Below are 16407 nucleotides of genomic sequence, written 5' to 3'. Positions count from 1 at the left end.
AAGGGGACGATCATGACCAGGTTCCGCAAGACTGCCGCCGCGATGGCCACAGGATTATCCGCATTGATCGTCACCCCGGCCTCGGCCGAGCAGGTGATCGACGTGCCGGGCTTTGCCGATTTCCTCGCGGTCGAAGGCGACAGCGTCTGGGCGACCAATGCGGGCCGGGTCGAACGCTGGTCGCGTAGCGGCAAGCTGGCAGCGGTCGAGATGGCGCGTCCCTGTGGCGCGATGGCGATCCATGCGGGCAGCCTCTGGGTCGCCGATTGCAAGGAGAACGCGGTCGTCCGCATCGACACCGCCAAGGCCGAAAAGGTCGCCACCATCGCTACCGGCATTGCCAATCCCAAGGGCGAGCTGAACGTGGTCGCGGGCGCGGGATCGGTCTGGGTGGCGAGCGACAACAAGGGTGTGGTGTCGCGTATCGACCCTGCCACCAATGCGGTCATTGCGACGATCACGGTGACGCCGGGCACGCATTATCTGGTGTTCGGCTTCGATGCCCTCTGGGCGATCAGCAGCGACGGCAAGACCATCCAGCGGATCGACCCCGCCATCAACGCGGTGACCAAGACGACGGCTTTGGGCAACTCGCCGGCCTTTTCGGCGGCGGGCGAGGGTGCGGTCTGGGTACAGGAACAAGGCGACGGCACGGTGGCGCGCATCGATCCTGCTACCGGCGAGGTGACCGGGCGGGTCAAGGTTGGCAAGGAGCTGAAATGGGGCGATATCGATACTGGCGCGGGGATGGTGTGGCTGCGCACCACCGAGGACCAGACCTTTGTCGCGATCGATCCCAAGGGGCTGACCGTGGTCGCGCGGCTCGGCAAGGCGGAGGGCAGCGGTGCGCTTCGCTATGCCACCGACGGGCTGTGGACCTCGGCGCATGACGTGCACACGCTGACCTGGTGGCCGCAGCCGATCCTGACGTCAGCAAAATGACTTGCCCGCGACCGGGCGTCCCTGCAGCAGGGTTGGCCGGTCGCGGTTCAGGGCAAGACGATCAGCGCAGCGAGGCGAGCTTTGCGCCCGATGCGGTACTGGCGCGCGCGAGGCGCTGTTCGATCTGCGCGCGAACATCGGCAGCGACCGATGCGCGGCATTCCTGCGTCTTGGCTTCGGCGGCGAGATGCACGCCCGACAGGCGATCGCCGCAGACCGTGCGGGCTGCCTGATCGACGCGGATGGCGAGACGCTGCTGGCCGTCGGCGGTCGACAGGTCGAGATCCGCGAGGTTGAGGATCGCCTGATCCTTGGCAAAGGGATTGGTGGCGGTTTCGTTCGCGGCGGCTCCGGTGGCCGTCAGGGCGAACGCGACGGTGGCGAGCGCCACGAGCCGGGTCTTCATGGGTTTTTTCTCCTGCGTCAGACAATTGCAGCTCTGCGGCCGCTGGCGACCGCTATAGCCGCGCGGGAGAAAACTTTCAATATATAACCCGGTTTTGTATTTTTATTACTCTACCTTGACCCCGTTATTACTTGACCGAGACGACCAGCATGGCGAGATCGCCGCGCGTCCCGAGCAATCCGACGGGCAGCCGGGTGCTATGCCGTTCATTTCCCACCGAAACCTCGATGCTGCGCGCATAGGGTTCCGACCAGTGGCGCACAGTCTTGACCGGGATGCGCGCCTGCCAATGGTGACGACCCGTGGTCGTGACATCATGGCCGTTGATGCTGACTGGAGCGCTCATATCGGCTCGTCTGCCCGAGACAATCAGGCAACTTTCGACTCCGCATTCGACGACCCGGGTGCGGGGAGCAGCCTCGCCCTGAGCAAGGGCAGGAGAGGCGGCCATCGCTGCGGCGGCGATCATCGTCAGGCGCATCATCGGGGGAGCACTCCTTTTCATGCGGCGTCGATGCCGTGCTGCTGGAAGAACTGCGATACCGGCGCCAGCACATCGGCATGGCGCTTCCAGCGCGCGACGGAATCGCTGTAGATCGGACGGCGCACCTGCGCGGCGCTGGGGGTGGAAACCGGCGCGGCATTGGTGTGGAAGGATAGGCAATCGTCCGACCAGTCGAGCCCGGCATGGTCAAGCAGGCGGCGCGTCTGGCCGACCTGGTCGGCGATCAGATCCTCATACTGCACTTCCAGCACGCGGCCCGGAAGCTGCTCGGCCCAGAAGCGCATCAGCCGGTCGAACCGGGCATAATAGGCTGCGATGTCGAGCAGGTCGTAGCTGTAATCGTAATAGCGTGAGCTCACCGCGAACAGGTTCCGGAAGTTGCTCAGCACCGTGTCCATCGGGTGGCGGCGCAGGCAGATGATCCGTGCATTGGGCAGCGCGCGCGCGATGAAGCCGACATATTGAAAGTTGCCGGGGAACTTGTCGATGAAGTGCTTCGCCGGATCGCGCCGGTGGTGCTGCGCGCGCCCGAGATAGTCGCGGCCGATCACGGCCATGTCCGCGCGGGCCGCGAGCGCCACGGTTTCTGGATCGAGCACGTTACGGCTGCGCGTGCCCGCACCGCGCTTGACCGCCAGCGGCATCGCCTGCAACTCGCCCGCGCTCTCGACCTCAGGGTGCGAGGACAGGATGCGGTCGACCAGCGTGGTGCCGGTGCGCGGCATGCCGATGATGAAGATCGGCGCATCGCCATCGTCGCGGGCGGGCGGAGCGGCCTTCAGATCGGCCCAGCTCGCCTCGATCGCATCGAAATTGGCCGCATCGCGCGAAAAGTCGTAATCGAGCGCGCGGCGGTGCTCGCCATTGGCCTCGCATAATATGTCGAGCGCGCGTTCGGGCTCGCCGATATCCTCGAGCTCCTTGGCCAGCGCATAGCCGAGCAGCAGCCGGTCGCGCCCTTCGCGTGCCCGCGAATAGGTCTGGCCGAGCCGGGCGACATGGTTGGCTTGTGCACTCTGCTTGCCCAGGCTGGCGAGCAGATGGTGCGCGCGGGCATGGTCACCCGCCATGCCGATCAGCGCCTCGAGCGCAGCCTCGGCCTCGTCGACGCGGCCGAGGAAATTGAGTGTGACGGCGAGGTTGTAGCGATATTCGCTGTTATACGGCTGTAGCCGCACCGCCTCGCGGAAATGTCCGAGCGCGGCGGAATGATTGCCCAGGCGCGCATAGACGCAGCCCATGGTGTCACGGCTCAGCGCGTCGGCGGGAAGCGCGGTTTCGGCCTGTTCGAGCACGAACGCCGCATCGCCCTCGCGCCGGACCATCGCATAGAGCTTGGCGAGCTGCGCGCGATATTCGCCCTGCGGGTCAAGCGCGACCGCGCGCTCGAGGCTCGCGATGCCTGGAGCGATCTGCCCTGCATCGGCGAGCGTCACGCCGAGCAGAAAATGTCCCTCGGCATCGCGCGGATCGTCATGGATAAGCGAGGCCGCCAGCCTGTGCGTCGCCTGCAGGTCGCCCTGGCCCAGCGCCTCGCGCGCCGCGTCGATCCGCCGGGCGCGCAGGTCGATCATGCCGCCGCTTCGCTCCCGCCGCTATCGCTTCGCCGGGCCTTCCAGCGGTCGATCAGCGGCACGAAGGGGAAGATCGTCTGTTCCCAGATGGTGAGCCGCTTGCGGTCGTCCTGGCCGACCAGCACGCCTTCGCCCTCCTTGTAGGTGCCGAAGATGCGGTCGAGCAGGATGAGCGAGTTGCCATAGTTGCAGCGAGTCGCCTCGTAATCGGTCGAATGATGCAGGCTGTGGTGGCGGATGGTGGTGAAGACGAACGAATACCAGATCGGCGGGTCGGCCTTCACATTGGCATGCGCGAAGGTCGAGACGACGTTGAGCACGTTGAGCCCGGCGAACAGCGCGGTCAGATCGAAATCGAAAAATGCGAGGACGCTCAGGCTGATCAGGAACAGCTCGATCGGATTGCCGACATAGCCCTTGGCTGCATTGAGCTGGGTGATGTGATGATGCGGCGCATGCGTCAGCCAGAAGGGCGTCACATTGTGCATCAGCCGGTGCATCCAGTACTGGCCGAATTCGAGGATCACGACGACCATGATCACCTGCACGAGCCACGGCACCTGGGCCATCCAGGTGGTGCTGATGCCCAGCCAGTCCTTGAGCGCGAGCAGCGGGTCTTCGGCCAGCGTCTTGCTCAGCCAGGCGATGACGGTCGAGCTGAGCACGACATAGAAAAGGTCGGTGCGGAATTCCTGCCAGTTCATCCGCCAGCCCGCATGCCGCTCGTGCACGAATTCGAGCAGCAGCACGGTGAGCGTGATCAGCGACGAGGTGACGATCAGCATCCACGGAATACTCGTCACCGCCTTGGGCGCATAGGCCCAGAACAGCACGACCAGCGCCACCATTGCAGGCGGAACAAGGTTGAACAGTCTGTCCTTCAAGGAAATCGTCATTGCGCAGCTCCGAAACCGGCCGGAAGTCTGCGCTGCACCGCATCATGTCGGGAGAGGCAAAAATGCGATGAAAGTCATAGGCTGTGTCTATGCCTCGCGCATCGCGCGCACGCGGCGGAACACCTCGTCCCAGAAAAGCTGCGTCGCGGTATCGCGCGCCGGATCGGTGCGCGCGAGCAAATAGATGTCATAGGCAGGCTCGATGTCCGCATAGAGCATCGGCCAGAGCCGTCCCTTTGCCACATCCTCTTCCGCTGCGGGCACAGGGAGAAAGCCGACGCCGACGCCCAGCCGAACCAGCCGCTGTGCCTCGTTGATGTCCTCGGCCAGGCCGCTGACCTTGGTGCCTAGGCCATTGCGGCGGCGCAGATTGGTGATGAGCTCGATCTCGTCGTCGCCGGTCAGCACGAAATGCTCGTCGCGCAGATCGGTGAGCCGGCTGTAGCGATGGCCGTAATGCGGGCTGGAGCGCGCGCAATAGAGCTGCTGGCGCTCGACCAGCAGCGGCTCGTACATCAGTCCGCCGCGCACCGCGCTGTCATAGCTCACCCCGATCTCTACTTCGCCCTGTTCAAGCGCGTCGAGCACCTGCCGCCAGGGCGACACCCGAATTTCGATATGGATATCGGGGTTGCGGCGGTGGAAGCTGGCGATCGCCTCGTCGAATTCGGGCGAGATCAGGCCCGATACGATCTGGATGCGTACAAAGCCCTCGACCCGCTTGGTCGCCTGCGCGATCTGGTGGGGCATCATCCGCGCCGATTCGAGCATGTCCTCGCACAGCGCCATCATCGCCTTGCCTGCGGGCGTCATCTCCACCCCGGTTGCGGTGCGGATCAGCAGCACGGTGCCGACATGGTCCTCCAGCCGCTTCAATGCCGCGCTGATGCTGGGCTGCTGGCGGTTGAGCTTGCGCGCCGCCGCACCGATGCCGCCCGCGCGCACGATATCGACAAAGGTGCGCAGCAGGTTCCAGTCCACCCGGCTGGCGAACTTGCGGTCAATCAGCGGTTCCCGATCGGGCATGTGGCAATCCCCTTGTGAGCCCAGATCATAGACCAGATTGATGCCGTCTGCGCAATATGCTCGTCCAAGGCTATGGCCCGGTTCGGCGAGAAGTGTCAGAAAATACAGACAGTTTGTCGCAGACACGAGGTCTGCAAGCGTCTAGCATTGTCGGCAGGGCTGGTGGGCCAGCGATCCGGGGCAGGGCATGACGGCATTTTCGATCTACAAGTTTGCGCATGTGCTGGGCGTCATCCTGCTGCTGGGCAACATCACGGTGACCGCAGTGTGGAAGGTGTTTGCCGACCGTACGCGCAACGCCTCGATCATCGGCTTCGGCCAGCGCATGGTCACCGGCACCGATTTCGGGCTGACGGTGCCAGGCATCGTGCTGACGATCATCGGCGGTTATGGCGCGATGTACGAGGCGCGTTACGATTTCCCGGGGCCCGCCTGGCTGTTGTGGAGCCAGATCAGCTTCGTTGCGGCCGGGGTGATCTGGCTCGGCATTCTCATCCCCATCCAGGTGCGTCAGGCGCGCATGGCGCGGGCATTCGAACATGCGGGCGATGTGCCCGAAGCCTATCGCACGCTGGCACGGCGCTGGCTGTTCTGGGGGCTGGTCGCCACCGTGCCGCTGGTCGCTGCGCTCTATTTCATGCTCGACAAACCTGGCTAATATGCCTCCGGGGCACAGGGCCCGGGGAGATTTGCCGATGCCTTTGAAGCAGGGCCAGGATCTGCGGCAATTGGTTGGGTACCAGTTGCAGCGGGCAAGCCTGATCGCCGAGCGGGATGCGCGCCGGGCGCTGGAGCCCTTCGGCCTGTCTCCGGCCAAGATGACGGCATTGCTGCTGATCCGCGACAATCCCGGTTGCGATCAGACCGCGCTCGGCCACGCGCTCGGCATCAACCGGTCGAGCGCCATGCGGCAGGTGAACATCCTTGAGGAGCGCGGCCTGATCGAGCGCCGCCCAGGGCGCGATGCGCGCACCAATGCCCTCCATCTGACGGCCAGCGGCGAAGAGCAGATGGCTACGATGCTGGCCGCGATCAACGCGGCGGACAGGGCGCTGGTCGAGACGCTGACCGGCGAAGAGGCGGTGCTTCTGGGCGCGATGCTCGAAAGGATCGCGAGGCAAAGCCCACGCCCGCGGCCGCGCAGGGCCCTTCCGGACGCCTGACCTGTTGCGACGCGCGAGCTTGCGTTTTCGATTGCGCAGATTGTACGCTTGGCATACAATTTATGCCGATGTCGAGCGTGGGAAAATGAGAAGGGGTGATAGCATGTCCGAAGATCAGGTCGTTTCGGTCCGCGTCGAGGATCGCATCGCCTGGGTGAAATTCGCCCGGCCCGAAAAGCGCAATGCGATGAATCCCGCGCTCAACCGGCAAATGATGGAGGTGCTCGACGATCTCGAATATCGCGACGATGTCGGCGTGCTGGTGCTGGGCGGCGAGGGCAACAGCTGGTCCGCCGGCATGGACCTGAAGGAATATTTCCGCGAGACCGAGGCGCAGGGGCTGCGCGGCGTGCGCAAGTCGCAGCGCGAGAGCTATGGCTGGTTCCGCCGCCTGCGCTGGTTCCACAAGCCGACCATCGCGATGGTCAACGGCTGGTGCTTCGGTGGCGGCTTCGGCCCGTTGTTCGCGTGCGATCTGGCGATCTGCGCGGACGAGGCGCAATTCGGCCTGTCGGAGATCAACTGGGGCATTTTGCCGGGCGGCGGGGTGACCAAGGTGGTGGTCGATCTCCTGCCGATGCGCGACGCGATGTGGCTGACGCTCACCGGCGAGCTGATCGACGGAAAGCAGGCGAGCGCGATGCGGCTGGTCAACGAGAGCGTGCCGCTCGACCGGCTCGAGGCGCGCACCACCGAGGTGGCGAAGCTGCTGCTCAAGAAGAACTCGGTCGCGCTGAAGTTCGCAAAAGATGCGGTCCGGCGGGTCGGCGTGATGACCTATGACGAGGCAGAGGACTATCTGGTCCGCATGCAGGAAGCGGCCAATTTCCACGACAAGACCGACGGGCGCAAGGAAGGCATCCGCCAGTTCATCGACGAAAAGAGCTACAAGCCGGGGCTTGGGGCCTATGACCTCGACAAGGCGGCGGGCAAGCCCGGGCAGGGCTGAGCCCGGCATGTGAGGCGCCGCCAAGTCGCGGCGGCCCGTTGTCGCCCTGCGCCTTCGTGCAAGGGTTCGTCTGGCACCGCGTGGGTGGCAGCCGCTCCTGCGAGAGCCTGAGCCGCTAAGCGTCGGATGGCGTCAAACAGACTTAGAATTTTCTTATGGGCAAGCAGCAAATCTGATTAGAGCCGCCAGGGTCTATCTGCAATGTTCTCTCACATAGCATTTCCGGACGAGAAATGTACCATGGGGAGAATGCCATGAGCCTGATTCGCAAGATCCGCATCCGCGCCACGACCAGCACTGCATTCGGGTTGCTCGCGCTTTTCGCTCCGCCGCAAGCGGCATGGGCTCAAGCCACCAGCCCGGACAGCCAGGCAGGGGCGGACAGTTCGCAACCGCAGGAAATCATCGTCAGCGCCCGCCGCCGCGAGGAATCGCTGCAGGAAACGCCGGTGGCCGTCACCGTGTTCAGCGGAGAGGCGCTCGAGGATCGGCAGATCACCCAGACACAGGATCTGGAGCGCTTCACCCCCAGCCTGCAGTTCAAGCCCGCCGGACAGCTTTCGGGCAACAGCGCGGCAGCGGTGGTGTTCATCCGCGGCATTGGCCAGCTCGATCCGACCGCGGCGGTCGATCCGGGCGTCGGCGTCTATATCGACGATGTCTATGTCGGCCGCTCGGTCGGCGGCACGATCGAGCTCGGTGATATTGCAAGCGTGCAGGTGTTGCGCGGTCCGCAGGGCACATTGTTCGGTCGCAACACCATTGGCGGCGCGATCCTGGTCAACACGCGCGAGCCCGATTTCGACGGTTTCTCGGGGCGCAGCCGCCTTCGCACCGGCGAAGACAATCTCATTGAAGGCTCGACCGCGCTCAACCTGCCGATCGCCAGCAACCTCGCCGCGCGTGTTTCGGGCGGGTTCCGCAGCCGCGACGGCTATGTCCGGCGCGAATTCGATGGATTGAGGTTGGGCAACGACAATGTCTATACGCTCAACGCATCGCTCAAATGGGAGGCATCGCCGAGCTTCACCCTGTTGCTGCGCGGCGACTATACCGAGCGCAACGAGAATGGCGCGCCCTTTGTCTTTGCCGGGATCAACGAGCAGGCCCCCGTTCCGGCCATCGCCAGTGTCGGTGCCGGTTGTCCCGGCGCGACCATTCCCTTCGCGCCGCTGACGCCCGGAAACCCGCGCTTCGGCGCACCCAATGTGCCGCTGATCAACGACCCGCGTTGCGCAAATGACTTCTACAACCGCGGTCCCTTCACCAATGGCGGCACCGCGCCGGTGCAAAGCACGTCCAAGGTCTGGGGTCTTTCTGCCACGGCGAGCCTGGAGCTGTCCGAAGCGCTCACGGTCAAGAGCATCACGGCCTATCGCGATACCGATTCGCGCGGTATTCGCGACGCCGACAACACCCCGTTCGTGATCCTGACCACCGATGTCGGCGCGCAGTCGAAGCAGTTCAGTCAGGAGGTCCAGCTCCAGCTCGATGCCGGCCCGGTCAACGGCATTCTCGGCGCCTATTATTTCGACGAGGACACCAACGAGCGCGCCTCGGTGCCGATTTCGTTCCCGCCTTCGCCGCCGGTGATCGCTTCGATCCTCGCCGGCGGACCGGGAAGCCGCGATCTGCAGCTGTCCGATCTCGAGACCAAGTCCTTCGCGGTGTTCGGCGAGCTCAGCTGGGAGGTGGCAAGCGGCCTCGAGCTGACCGGGGGGCTGCGCTATACCGAGGATCGCAAGACCTATCAGGGCACGGTGCTCAACCTGTTCCCCTCGACCCGGCCCGATCCCAACCCGCTGCCGACACTGGCCATACCGCAGGGCGGTCCGCTGTTCATCTTCCCGACCCCCAATCGCGAGACCTTCTCGGCGCTGACCGGGTCGGCGAGCGTGCGCTACCAGGTTTCCGACTGGCTGAGCACCTATGTCTCCTATGCGCGCAGCTTCAAGTCGGGCGGCTTCAATACCCGGTACAACGCCGCACCGGCGGGCAATGTGCCGATCCCGTTCGATGAGGAAACGGTCGACAGCTACGAGCTCGGCGCGAAGATGGACTTCGGCGCGCTTCGCCTGAACCTCGCGGCCTTCCAGGCGGATTACCAGGATATCCAGCTGATATTCCGCGCCGGGCCCGTGCCGCTGCTGTTCAACGCCGGCAAGGCGCGCATTCGCGGGTTCGAGGCCGAAGCCTCGTATCGCGCCGGCGGCTTCGTGTTCGATGCGTCGGTGAGCCTGCTCGACGACGACATCCTGTCGATCACCGCCATCCCGGGTGCGACCGCCACCGTGCTGCCCGGCGACGACCTGCCGCTGACGCCCTCGTTCCAGGGCAGTTTCGGGATCGCTTATGATTTCCAGCTGACCGATGCGATGAAGCTGACGCCGCGCTTCGACGGATCGTACACCTCGTCGCTGGTGTTCATCACCGGCAGCGTGCCGGAGATCGAGCAGGACGGCTATTTCGTTGGCAATGCGTCGCTGACGCTGTCGCACGAGGATGGGTGGAAGCTGCAGGGCGGCCTTACCAACCTGTTCGACGAGCGATACCTGATCCAGGGCAACGCATCGCTGGCGACGCTTGGCTATGCCGAGCGCATCTTCGCCCGGCCGCGGCAATGGTTCCTGCAGGCGAGCTTCGAATTCTGATGCCGGACGGCTGTTCGGGCACAACAAGCTACGGCCAGATTTAGATTTTTCTTATGTGATGCGGCTGGGTGGCGTGTCAGCGCGATACCAGCCGTAGCTGCGCCAGAAAGGCGGCCTGCACCCTGGTCGGGCGCCAGCCGCTGCGGGTGGTAATGCCGATCGTTCGGCTCAATTCGGCGGGGACTTCACCAATGATCGCGAGCAATCCGGTGGAAAGCTCCAGCCCGACCTGGTCGGGGGAAAGCATGGCGAGAAAGTCGCTGCTGGCCAGGATATGGCGGATGGCGATCACCGATCCGCACTCGATCGGGACGCGGGGCAATTCCAGCCCCGCATTCTCGAACATCGCGCGCCAGCGGGCATGCAGCGGGGTGCCCTGGGGCGAGGCGATCCACGGATATTCGGCAAACCGCGCCAGGCTGGCCTCGCCGCCGGCCAGCGGATGATCGCGGCGCCCGATGATCGCCGGTCGGTCAAGAAACAGCGGTTGCTGCTCCAGATCCTCTCCGGGGGACGGATCGCGCAAGGCGCCAACGATGACATCCAGATCGCCGTCGCGCAACGGCTCGATCAGATCGGCGAACGCGCCTTCGGTCACCAGGATGCGCGCTTCGGGATGCTGGGCATGAAAGGCCGCCACCGCTTCGGGCAGAATCCGCGCGCGAGAAAGCGGCATCGCACCGACCGCAATCCTGCCGACCTCGCGTCCCTTCAGCGTCTCGACCTCGGCCAGACCCGCGCGCAACTCGGCGCGGGCGAGCCGGAAGGCACGCACCGTCCGGCGACCGCTTTCGGTGAACGCGATGCCCTTGCCGCGACGTTCCACCATCGATCGCTTGAGCACGATGGAAAGATCGGCCAGCGCGCGGTGCAGCGCGGGCTGCGACAGGCCGGTGATCGCGCTGGCGCGGGCATAGCTGCCGCCCTCGGCCAGGGTCAGCAGCGCGCGCATCTGCGCCATCGTCACCAGCGGGCTGCCGATATGGTCGAGCGCACGCTCGATGCGCGGGGCCAGCAAAGCCGCAGCTTCGGTCGGCTGCATGCCCTCGGGCAGCCGGTGGAACAGCGCGATGCCGAGCTGCGCTTCCAGCTTCGACAGGCCCTGGGTGACCGCGGGCTGCGAGATGTTCACCTGGCTCGCGGCGGCAGACAGGCTGCCGAGCCGTGCGATCGCCGCCACCGATCGCAGATGGCGCAGGTTGAGGCTCTCCATCATGCAGCTTGGCCCCTATCGCGACGACGGGTGGATGGCGTGCCGCACGGCCTGCCGCGCCTAGCCGTGCTTGCGGATCAGCCGCAGCCCGTCGAGCAGGGCTGCAACCTGGCGATCCTCGAACAGCACCTGGAACCGCTGCTCGTGGGTGTCGATCGCCTTGCGCGCGTCCCGGGCCATGGTCTCGCCAGCAGGCGAGAGGAACAACGCCTGCGAGCGGCCATCGACCGGCGCGCGATAGATCAGGTCGCGTTTGAACAGCCCTGCGATCAGCGGCACCATGTTGGCGCGCTTGATCGCGAGCAACCGCCCCACGTCGCTCTGCGTGCAGCCGGGGGACGATTCGATCACCAGCAGGATCGACGCCTCGACCGGGCGCAGCCCCGTCTCGCGCAGCGCCGCGGCCAGGTCCGCCATCATGACGCTCGAGGCTCGGCGCAGCTGGTAGCCCAGCAGGGCATCGAGCGGATCATGCAATGCGGCGGGCGGATCATTCTTGGCCATAAGCGGCTTTACCCCGATTGCATCGCTTGGCCAATATTGATATGCGACATATCAATCAACGAGAGGATGGTTCCGATGTTCAAGACGGATTTGCTGATCGGTGGAAAGGCAATCGAGGCCGCTGACCGGTTCGACCGGATCAACCCGTTGACGGGCGATGTGGCCACGCGCGCCGCAGCCGCAACGGTGGACGATGCGGCTGCGGCGGCCGATGCGGCCGCAGCGGCGCTGCCGGGCTGGGCGGCGCTCGGGCCGGGTGCTCGTCGCGCGGCGCTGACCCGCGCAGCCGACGCGATGGTCGCGCGCCAGGCCGATTTCATCGCCGCGATGCAGGCCGAGACCGGCGCGACGGCCGCCTGGGCCGGGTTTAACCATATGCTTGCGGTCAATATGGTGCGCGAGGCGGCGGCGATGACGACGCAGATCGGCGGCGAGGTGATCCCGTCCGACAAGCCCGGTTGCATCGCGATGGCGGTGCGCGAGCCGGTGGGCGTAGTGCTGGGCATCGCGCCGTGGAACGCGCCGATCATCCTGGGCGTGCGCGCCATCGCCATGCCGCTCGCCTGTGGCAATACGGTCGTGCTCAAGGCATCGGAGCAATGCCCGGAGACACACGCGCTGATCGTGCGCTGCTTTGTCGATGCCGGGCTGGGCGATGGCGTCGTCAACCTGGTCACCAATGCGCCGCAGGATGCGGGCGAGGTGGTCGGTGCGCTGATCGACCATCCGGCAGTGCGCCGGATCAATTTCACCGGATCGACGGCGGTCGGACGCATCATCGCCAAGCGTGCTGCCGAGCATCTCAAGCTCTGTCTGCTCGAGCTGGGCGGCAAGGCACCGCTGCTGGTGCTCGACGATGCCGATCTTGACGAGGCGGTGAAGGCCGCGGCGTTCGGCGCGTTCATGAACCAGGGGCAGATCTGCATGTCGACCGAGCGGATCATCGTGGTCGACGCAGTGGCCGACGCCTTTGTCGAGAAGTTCGCCGCCAAGGTGGCGACGCTTGGTGTCGGCGATCCGCGCGAGGGCAAGGCGGCGCTGGGCGCGGTGATCGATCGCAAGACCGTGGACCATGTCGATACGCTGGTGAACGATGCGCTGAATGCCGGCGGCGTGCTGGTGAGCGGCGGTGCGTCCGAAGGCGTGCTGATGCCTGCGCATGTGGTCGATCGGGTTACTCCGGACATGCGCCTGTTCCGCGAGGAAAGTTTTGGCCCGGTCGTCGCTGTCATCCGTGCGCGTGACGAGGCCGATGCGATCGCACTTGCCAATGATACCGAATACGGCCTGTCCGCCTCGGTGTTCACCCGCGACATCGCGCGGGGGCTCAAGGTTGCGAAGGCGATCAAGTCGGGCATCTGCCATGTCAACGGCCCCACGGTGCACGACGAGGCGCAGATGCCCTTCGGCGGGGTCAAGGCCTCGGGCTATGGCCGCTTCGGCGGCAAGGCCGGTATCGATGCCTTTACCGAGCTTCGCTGGATCACGGTCGAGACCGAGCCCGGTCATTACCCCATCTGAGCGATAACCACGAATTTCAGGACGACATTTCCAGGAAAGGCTGCGAACCGATGACCGAACGTACCGAAGCAGAAACCGTCGCCTACACGGTGACCGACCGCATCGCATGGGTGAAGTTCAATCGCCCCGAAAAGCGCAATTGCATGAGCCCCAGGCTCAACCGCCAGATGGGCCGGGTGCTGGACGAGCTGGAATTTCGCGAGGATGTCGGCGTCGTCGTGCTGACCGGCGAAGGCACCAGCTGGTCGGCGGGCATGGATCTCAAGGAATATTTCCGCGAAACCGAGGCGCAGGGACTGGGCGCGACGCGGCAGGCGCAACGCGAAGCCTATGGCTGGTGGCGGCGGCTGCGCTGGTACCAGAAGCCGACGATCGCGATGGTCAACGGCTGGTGCTTCGGCGGCGGCTATGGCCCGCTCTTCGGCTGCGACCTGGCCTTTGCAGCGGACGAGGCAACATTCGGCCTGTCCGAGATCAACTGGGGCATCCTTCCCGGCGGCGGGGCCTCGAAGGTCGCGACCGAGCTGATGCCGTTCCGCAAGGCGATGTACCACGCGATGATGGGCGAGAATATCGACGGCAAGACCGCAGCCGAATGGGGCCTGGTCAACGAATCGCTGCCGCTCGCCCAACTGAAGGAGCGCGTGGAGCAGGTGGCCAAGGTGCTGCTGGCCAAGAACCCGGTCGCGCTCAAGGCGACCAAGGATGCCATCCGCCGCGTGCGCGAGATGACCTATGACAATGCCGAGGATTTCCTGATCCGCGCGCAGGAGGCCGCGAACAGCTTCGACAATGATGGCCGCAAGGAAGGCATCAAGCAGTTCATCGACGACAAGACCTACAAGCCGGGTCTTGGCGCCTATGACGTGAAAAAGCAGCCCGCCTGAAACCCGGAGCGCCGAGCCGATGATCGATCTGGAAACCTCGCCTGTGGCCGTATCGTCGCAGCGTGACCTTCGCCGCCTGCTGTCGCCCCGGTCGGTGGTGGTGGTTGGCGCGTCGGACAAGCCCGGCGCGCTCGGCGCGTCGGTCGTGTCCAATCTCGACCGCAACGGGTTTGCGGGGCCGGTTTACCTGATCAATCCCAGACGCAGCGAGATCGCAGGCCGGGCGTGCCTGGCCTCGATCGACGACCTGCCGCTGGATGTCGATGTCGCGGTGCTCGCGATCCCGCGTGCGGGCGTGCTCGATGCGGTCCGCGCGCTGGCGGCGCGGCGGTGCGGGGCTGCGATCATCTTTTCCGCCGGGTTTGCGGAAGGGGGCGAGCAGGGGCTGGCCGACCAGCGCGAGCTGGCGCGGATCGCGGACGAAGCCGGCATGGTGATCGAAGGCCCCAATTGCCTTGGCCTGGTCAACTATGCCGAGCGCATTCCGCTGACCTTTGTCGAGACGCTGGTGCCGTCCCCTGGCCCGGGGGGCGGCATCGGCATCGTGTCGCAATCGGGCGCGATGGCGGCGGTGCTGGCGACGACCTTCCTGTCGCGCGCGATGAACGTGACCTTGTCGGTGTCGACCGGCAACGAGGCAGGCTCGGGCGTCGAGGATTATGTCGAGCATCTCGTTGCCGATCCCGACACGCGGGTAATCGCGATGATCGTTGAGCAGTTCCGCCAGCCGCAGCGCTTCATTGCGGCGGCGCGGGCGGCGCGCGCGGCGGGCAAGCCGATCGTGCTGCTGCATCCGGGCAAGTCGAGCGCGGCGCGCGAAAGCGCGGCGACGCATACCGGCGCGATGGCGGGCGACTATGCGCTGATGCGCGCGATGGTCGAGCGCGCGGGCGTGGTCTTTGCCGAGACGCTGGAAGAGCTGGGCGACATTGCCGAGATCGCCTCGCGCTGCCCGGCGCTGCCAAGCGGCGGCCTTGCGGTCGTCGGAGAATCGGGTGCGTTCAAGGCGCTGACGCTCGACCTGTGCGAGGAGCTGGGGCTCGATCTGCCGGTGCTGACCGATGCGAACGCGCCGACGGTGCGTGCGGCGATGCCCGATTTCGTCGCGGTCAGCAATCCGCTCGACATCACTGCGCAGGGGCTGGTCGAACCGGCCATCTATGCGCGGCTGGTCACCGCGCTGCAAGAAGACGATCGCTTCGGCTGCATCGTCACGGGCATCATCCAAACCGACGCGACGACGATCGGCATCAAGCTGCCGCCGCTGCTGGGCGCGGTGGAAGGCGGGGATCGCGCCAAGCCGGTAATCTATGCCAGTCTCGACGAGGGCACCGTGCTGCCGCCGGACATTCTGGACCGCCTGCGCGTTGCCGGCGTGCCGGTCTTCCCCAGCACCGAGCGCGCCTTTCGGGCGATCGCACGCTTGGCAGCGCTGGGCCAGCGCGACCTGACCGGGCGCACGCCCGATCCGTTGCCGCTCGACCTGCCGACCTGGCGCGGGGCCATCCCCGAATATCAGGCCAAGATCCTGCTCGAACCTGCCGGTATTTCGTTCCCGCAGGGCGGCTTTGCCGCGACGCCCGAAGAGGCGGTTCAGGTCGCCGCGCGCATCGGCTATCCGGTGGTCATCAAGGCACAGGCGGCGGCGCTCGGGCACAAGAGCGATGCCGGAGGCGTGATCCTCAACCTGGCCGACGAGGCCGCTCTGCTGTCTGCCTGGGACAGGCTCTACGCGAATGTCGCAGCTTATGATGCCAGCCTGGCGCTCGATGGCGTGCTGGTCGAGGCGATGGGCAAGCGCGGGCTGGAGCTGATCGTCGGGGCGAAGCGCGATCCGCAATGGGGGCCGGTGGTGCTGGTCGGCTTTGGCGGGGTGACGGCGGAATTGCAGCACGATGCCCGGCTGATCACGCCCGACATGACCGAGGCGGCGATCATCGCCGAACTGGGCAGGCTGAAAAGCGCTGCGCTGCTCCACGGTTATCGCGGTTCGCCAGCGCTCGATGTCGCGGCAGTCGCCCGGCTGGCGATGCGGATGATCGACGTGATGGTCGGCACGCCCGAACTCGCCGAGGTCGATCTCAATCCGGTGATCGTCTATCCGCAAGGCGAGGGCCTCGTCGCACTCGATGCATTGATCTACACGCATTGAGCGGTCCACCGGCCGTCA

The 16407-nt window shown here is 65.6% G+C and carries 15 protein-coding genes; 8 read left to right on the top strand and 7 right to left on the bottom strand.

From position 1 onward, the window contains the following. Positions 1-12: 12 nt before the first annotated feature. Positions 13-942, top strand: a complete 930-nt coding sequence (locus tag FG486_RS03110; protein ID WP_181266406.1) for a Vgb family protein — start codon at positions 13-15, stop codon at positions 940-942. Between the two features lie 61 nt (positions 943-1003). Here FG486_RS03110 and FG486_RS03105 read toward each other — a convergent pair whose 3' ends face one another. The 5 genes from FG486_RS03105 to FG486_RS03085 form a co-directional block, all read right to left on the bottom strand. Further along, a complete protein-coding gene (locus tag FG486_RS03105) occupies positions 1004-1348 on the bottom strand; it encodes a UrcA family protein (RefSeq protein ID WP_181266405.1) in 345 nt (114 codons plus the stop codon). 127 nt (positions 1349-1475) lie between these two features. Then, positions 1476-1832 carry a hypothetical protein gene (locus FG486_RS03100; RefSeq protein WP_181266404.1) on the bottom strand — a complete coding sequence of 119 codons (357 nt, stop codon included), beginning with the start codon at positions 1830-1832 and terminating at the stop codon, positions 1476-1478. A 17-nt stretch (positions 1833-1849) separates the two neighbouring features. After that, positions 1850-3427, bottom strand: coding sequence for a tetratricopeptide repeat-containing sulfotransferase family protein (locus tag FG486_RS03095; protein WP_181266403.1), 1578 nt, complete (start codon positions 3425-3427; stop codon positions 1850-1852). Continuing rightward, complete coding sequence (locus FG486_RS03090) at positions 3424-4323, bottom strand: sterol desaturase family protein (RefSeq protein ID WP_181266402.1); 900 nt, start codon at positions 4321-4323, stop codon at positions 3424-3426. The genes FG486_RS03095 and FG486_RS03090 overlap by 4 nt, the downstream gene beginning before the upstream one ends. 87 nt (positions 4324-4410) lie before the next feature. Then, positions 4411-5349, bottom strand: a complete 939-nt coding sequence (locus FG486_RS03085; protein ID WP_181266401.1) for a LysR family transcriptional regulator — start codon at positions 5347-5349, stop codon at positions 4411-4413. A 187-nt stretch (positions 5350-5536) separates the two neighbouring features. Between FG486_RS03085 and FG486_RS03080 the strand changes: the two genes are divergently transcribed. From FG486_RS03080 to FG486_RS03065, 4 genes are all read left to right on the top strand, one after another. Then, complete coding sequence (locus FG486_RS03080; protein ID WP_066274447.1) at positions 5537-6007, top strand: DUF2269 family protein; 471 nt, start codon at positions 5537-5539, stop codon at positions 6005-6007. Positions 6008-6050: 43 nt separating this feature from the next. Further along, a complete protein-coding gene (locus FG486_RS03075; protein ID WP_181266400.1) occupies positions 6051-6512 on the top strand; it encodes a MarR family winged helix-turn-helix transcriptional regulator in 462 nt (153 codons plus the stop codon). A 103-nt stretch (positions 6513-6615) separates the two neighbouring features. Next, positions 6616-7461, top strand: coding sequence for a p-hydroxycinnamoyl CoA hydratase/lyase (locus FG486_RS03070; RefSeq protein ID WP_181266399.1), 846 nt, complete (start codon positions 6616-6618; stop codon positions 7459-7461). Between the two features lie 254 nt (positions 7462-7715). Next, complete coding sequence (locus tag FG486_RS03065) at positions 7716-10112, top strand: TonB-dependent receptor (RefSeq protein WP_181266398.1); 2397 nt, start codon at positions 7716-7718, stop codon at positions 10110-10112. Between the two features lie 76 nt (positions 10113-10188). On the opposite strand, the gene FG486_RS03060 is transcribed toward FG486_RS03065, so the two are convergent. Continuing rightward, the gene (locus FG486_RS03060) at positions 10189-11328 is read right to left on the bottom strand and encodes a LysR family transcriptional regulator (RefSeq protein ID WP_422125041.1); all 1140 of its coding nucleotides are present in this window, start codon (positions 11326-11328) and stop codon (positions 10189-10191) included. 57 nt (positions 11329-11385) lie between these two features. Then, positions 11386-11829, bottom strand: coding sequence for a MarR family winged helix-turn-helix transcriptional regulator (locus tag FG486_RS03055; RefSeq protein ID WP_066274434.1), 444 nt, complete (start codon positions 11827-11829; stop codon positions 11386-11388). Positions 11830-11904: 75 nt separating this feature from the next. Between FG486_RS03055 and FG486_RS03050 the strand changes: the two genes are divergently transcribed. From FG486_RS03050 to FG486_RS03040, 3 genes are read left to right on the top strand one after another with little or no spacing between them, the layout of a single operon-like run. Further along, entirely contained in the window at positions 11905-13350 is a 1446-nt protein-coding gene (locus FG486_RS03050; RefSeq protein WP_181266397.1) for an aldehyde dehydrogenase, read from the top strand. Between the two features lie 50 nt (positions 13351-13400). After that, positions 13401-14237 carry a p-hydroxycinnamoyl CoA hydratase/lyase gene (locus tag FG486_RS03045; protein ID WP_181266396.1) on the top strand — a complete coding sequence of 279 codons (837 nt, stop codon included), beginning with the start codon at positions 13401-13403 and terminating at the stop codon, positions 14235-14237. A 19-nt stretch (positions 14238-14256) separates the two neighbouring features. Beyond that, positions 14257-16389 (top strand): acetate--CoA ligase family protein, encoded by a 2133-nt coding sequence (locus tag FG486_RS03040; protein ID WP_181266395.1) that lies wholly within the window; start codon positions 14257-14259, stop codon positions 16387-16389. Positions 16390-16407: the final 18 nt, after the last annotated feature.

It is taken from the genome of Blastomonas ursincola, from assembly GCF_013607875.1.
GTDB classification, from domain to species: Bacteria; Pseudomonadota; Alphaproteobacteria; order Sphingomonadales; family Sphingomonadaceae; genus Blastomonas; species Blastomonas ursincola.
Note: the sequence above shows the minus strand (reverse complement) of the source record. Positions and strands in the feature narration are given on the sequence as shown.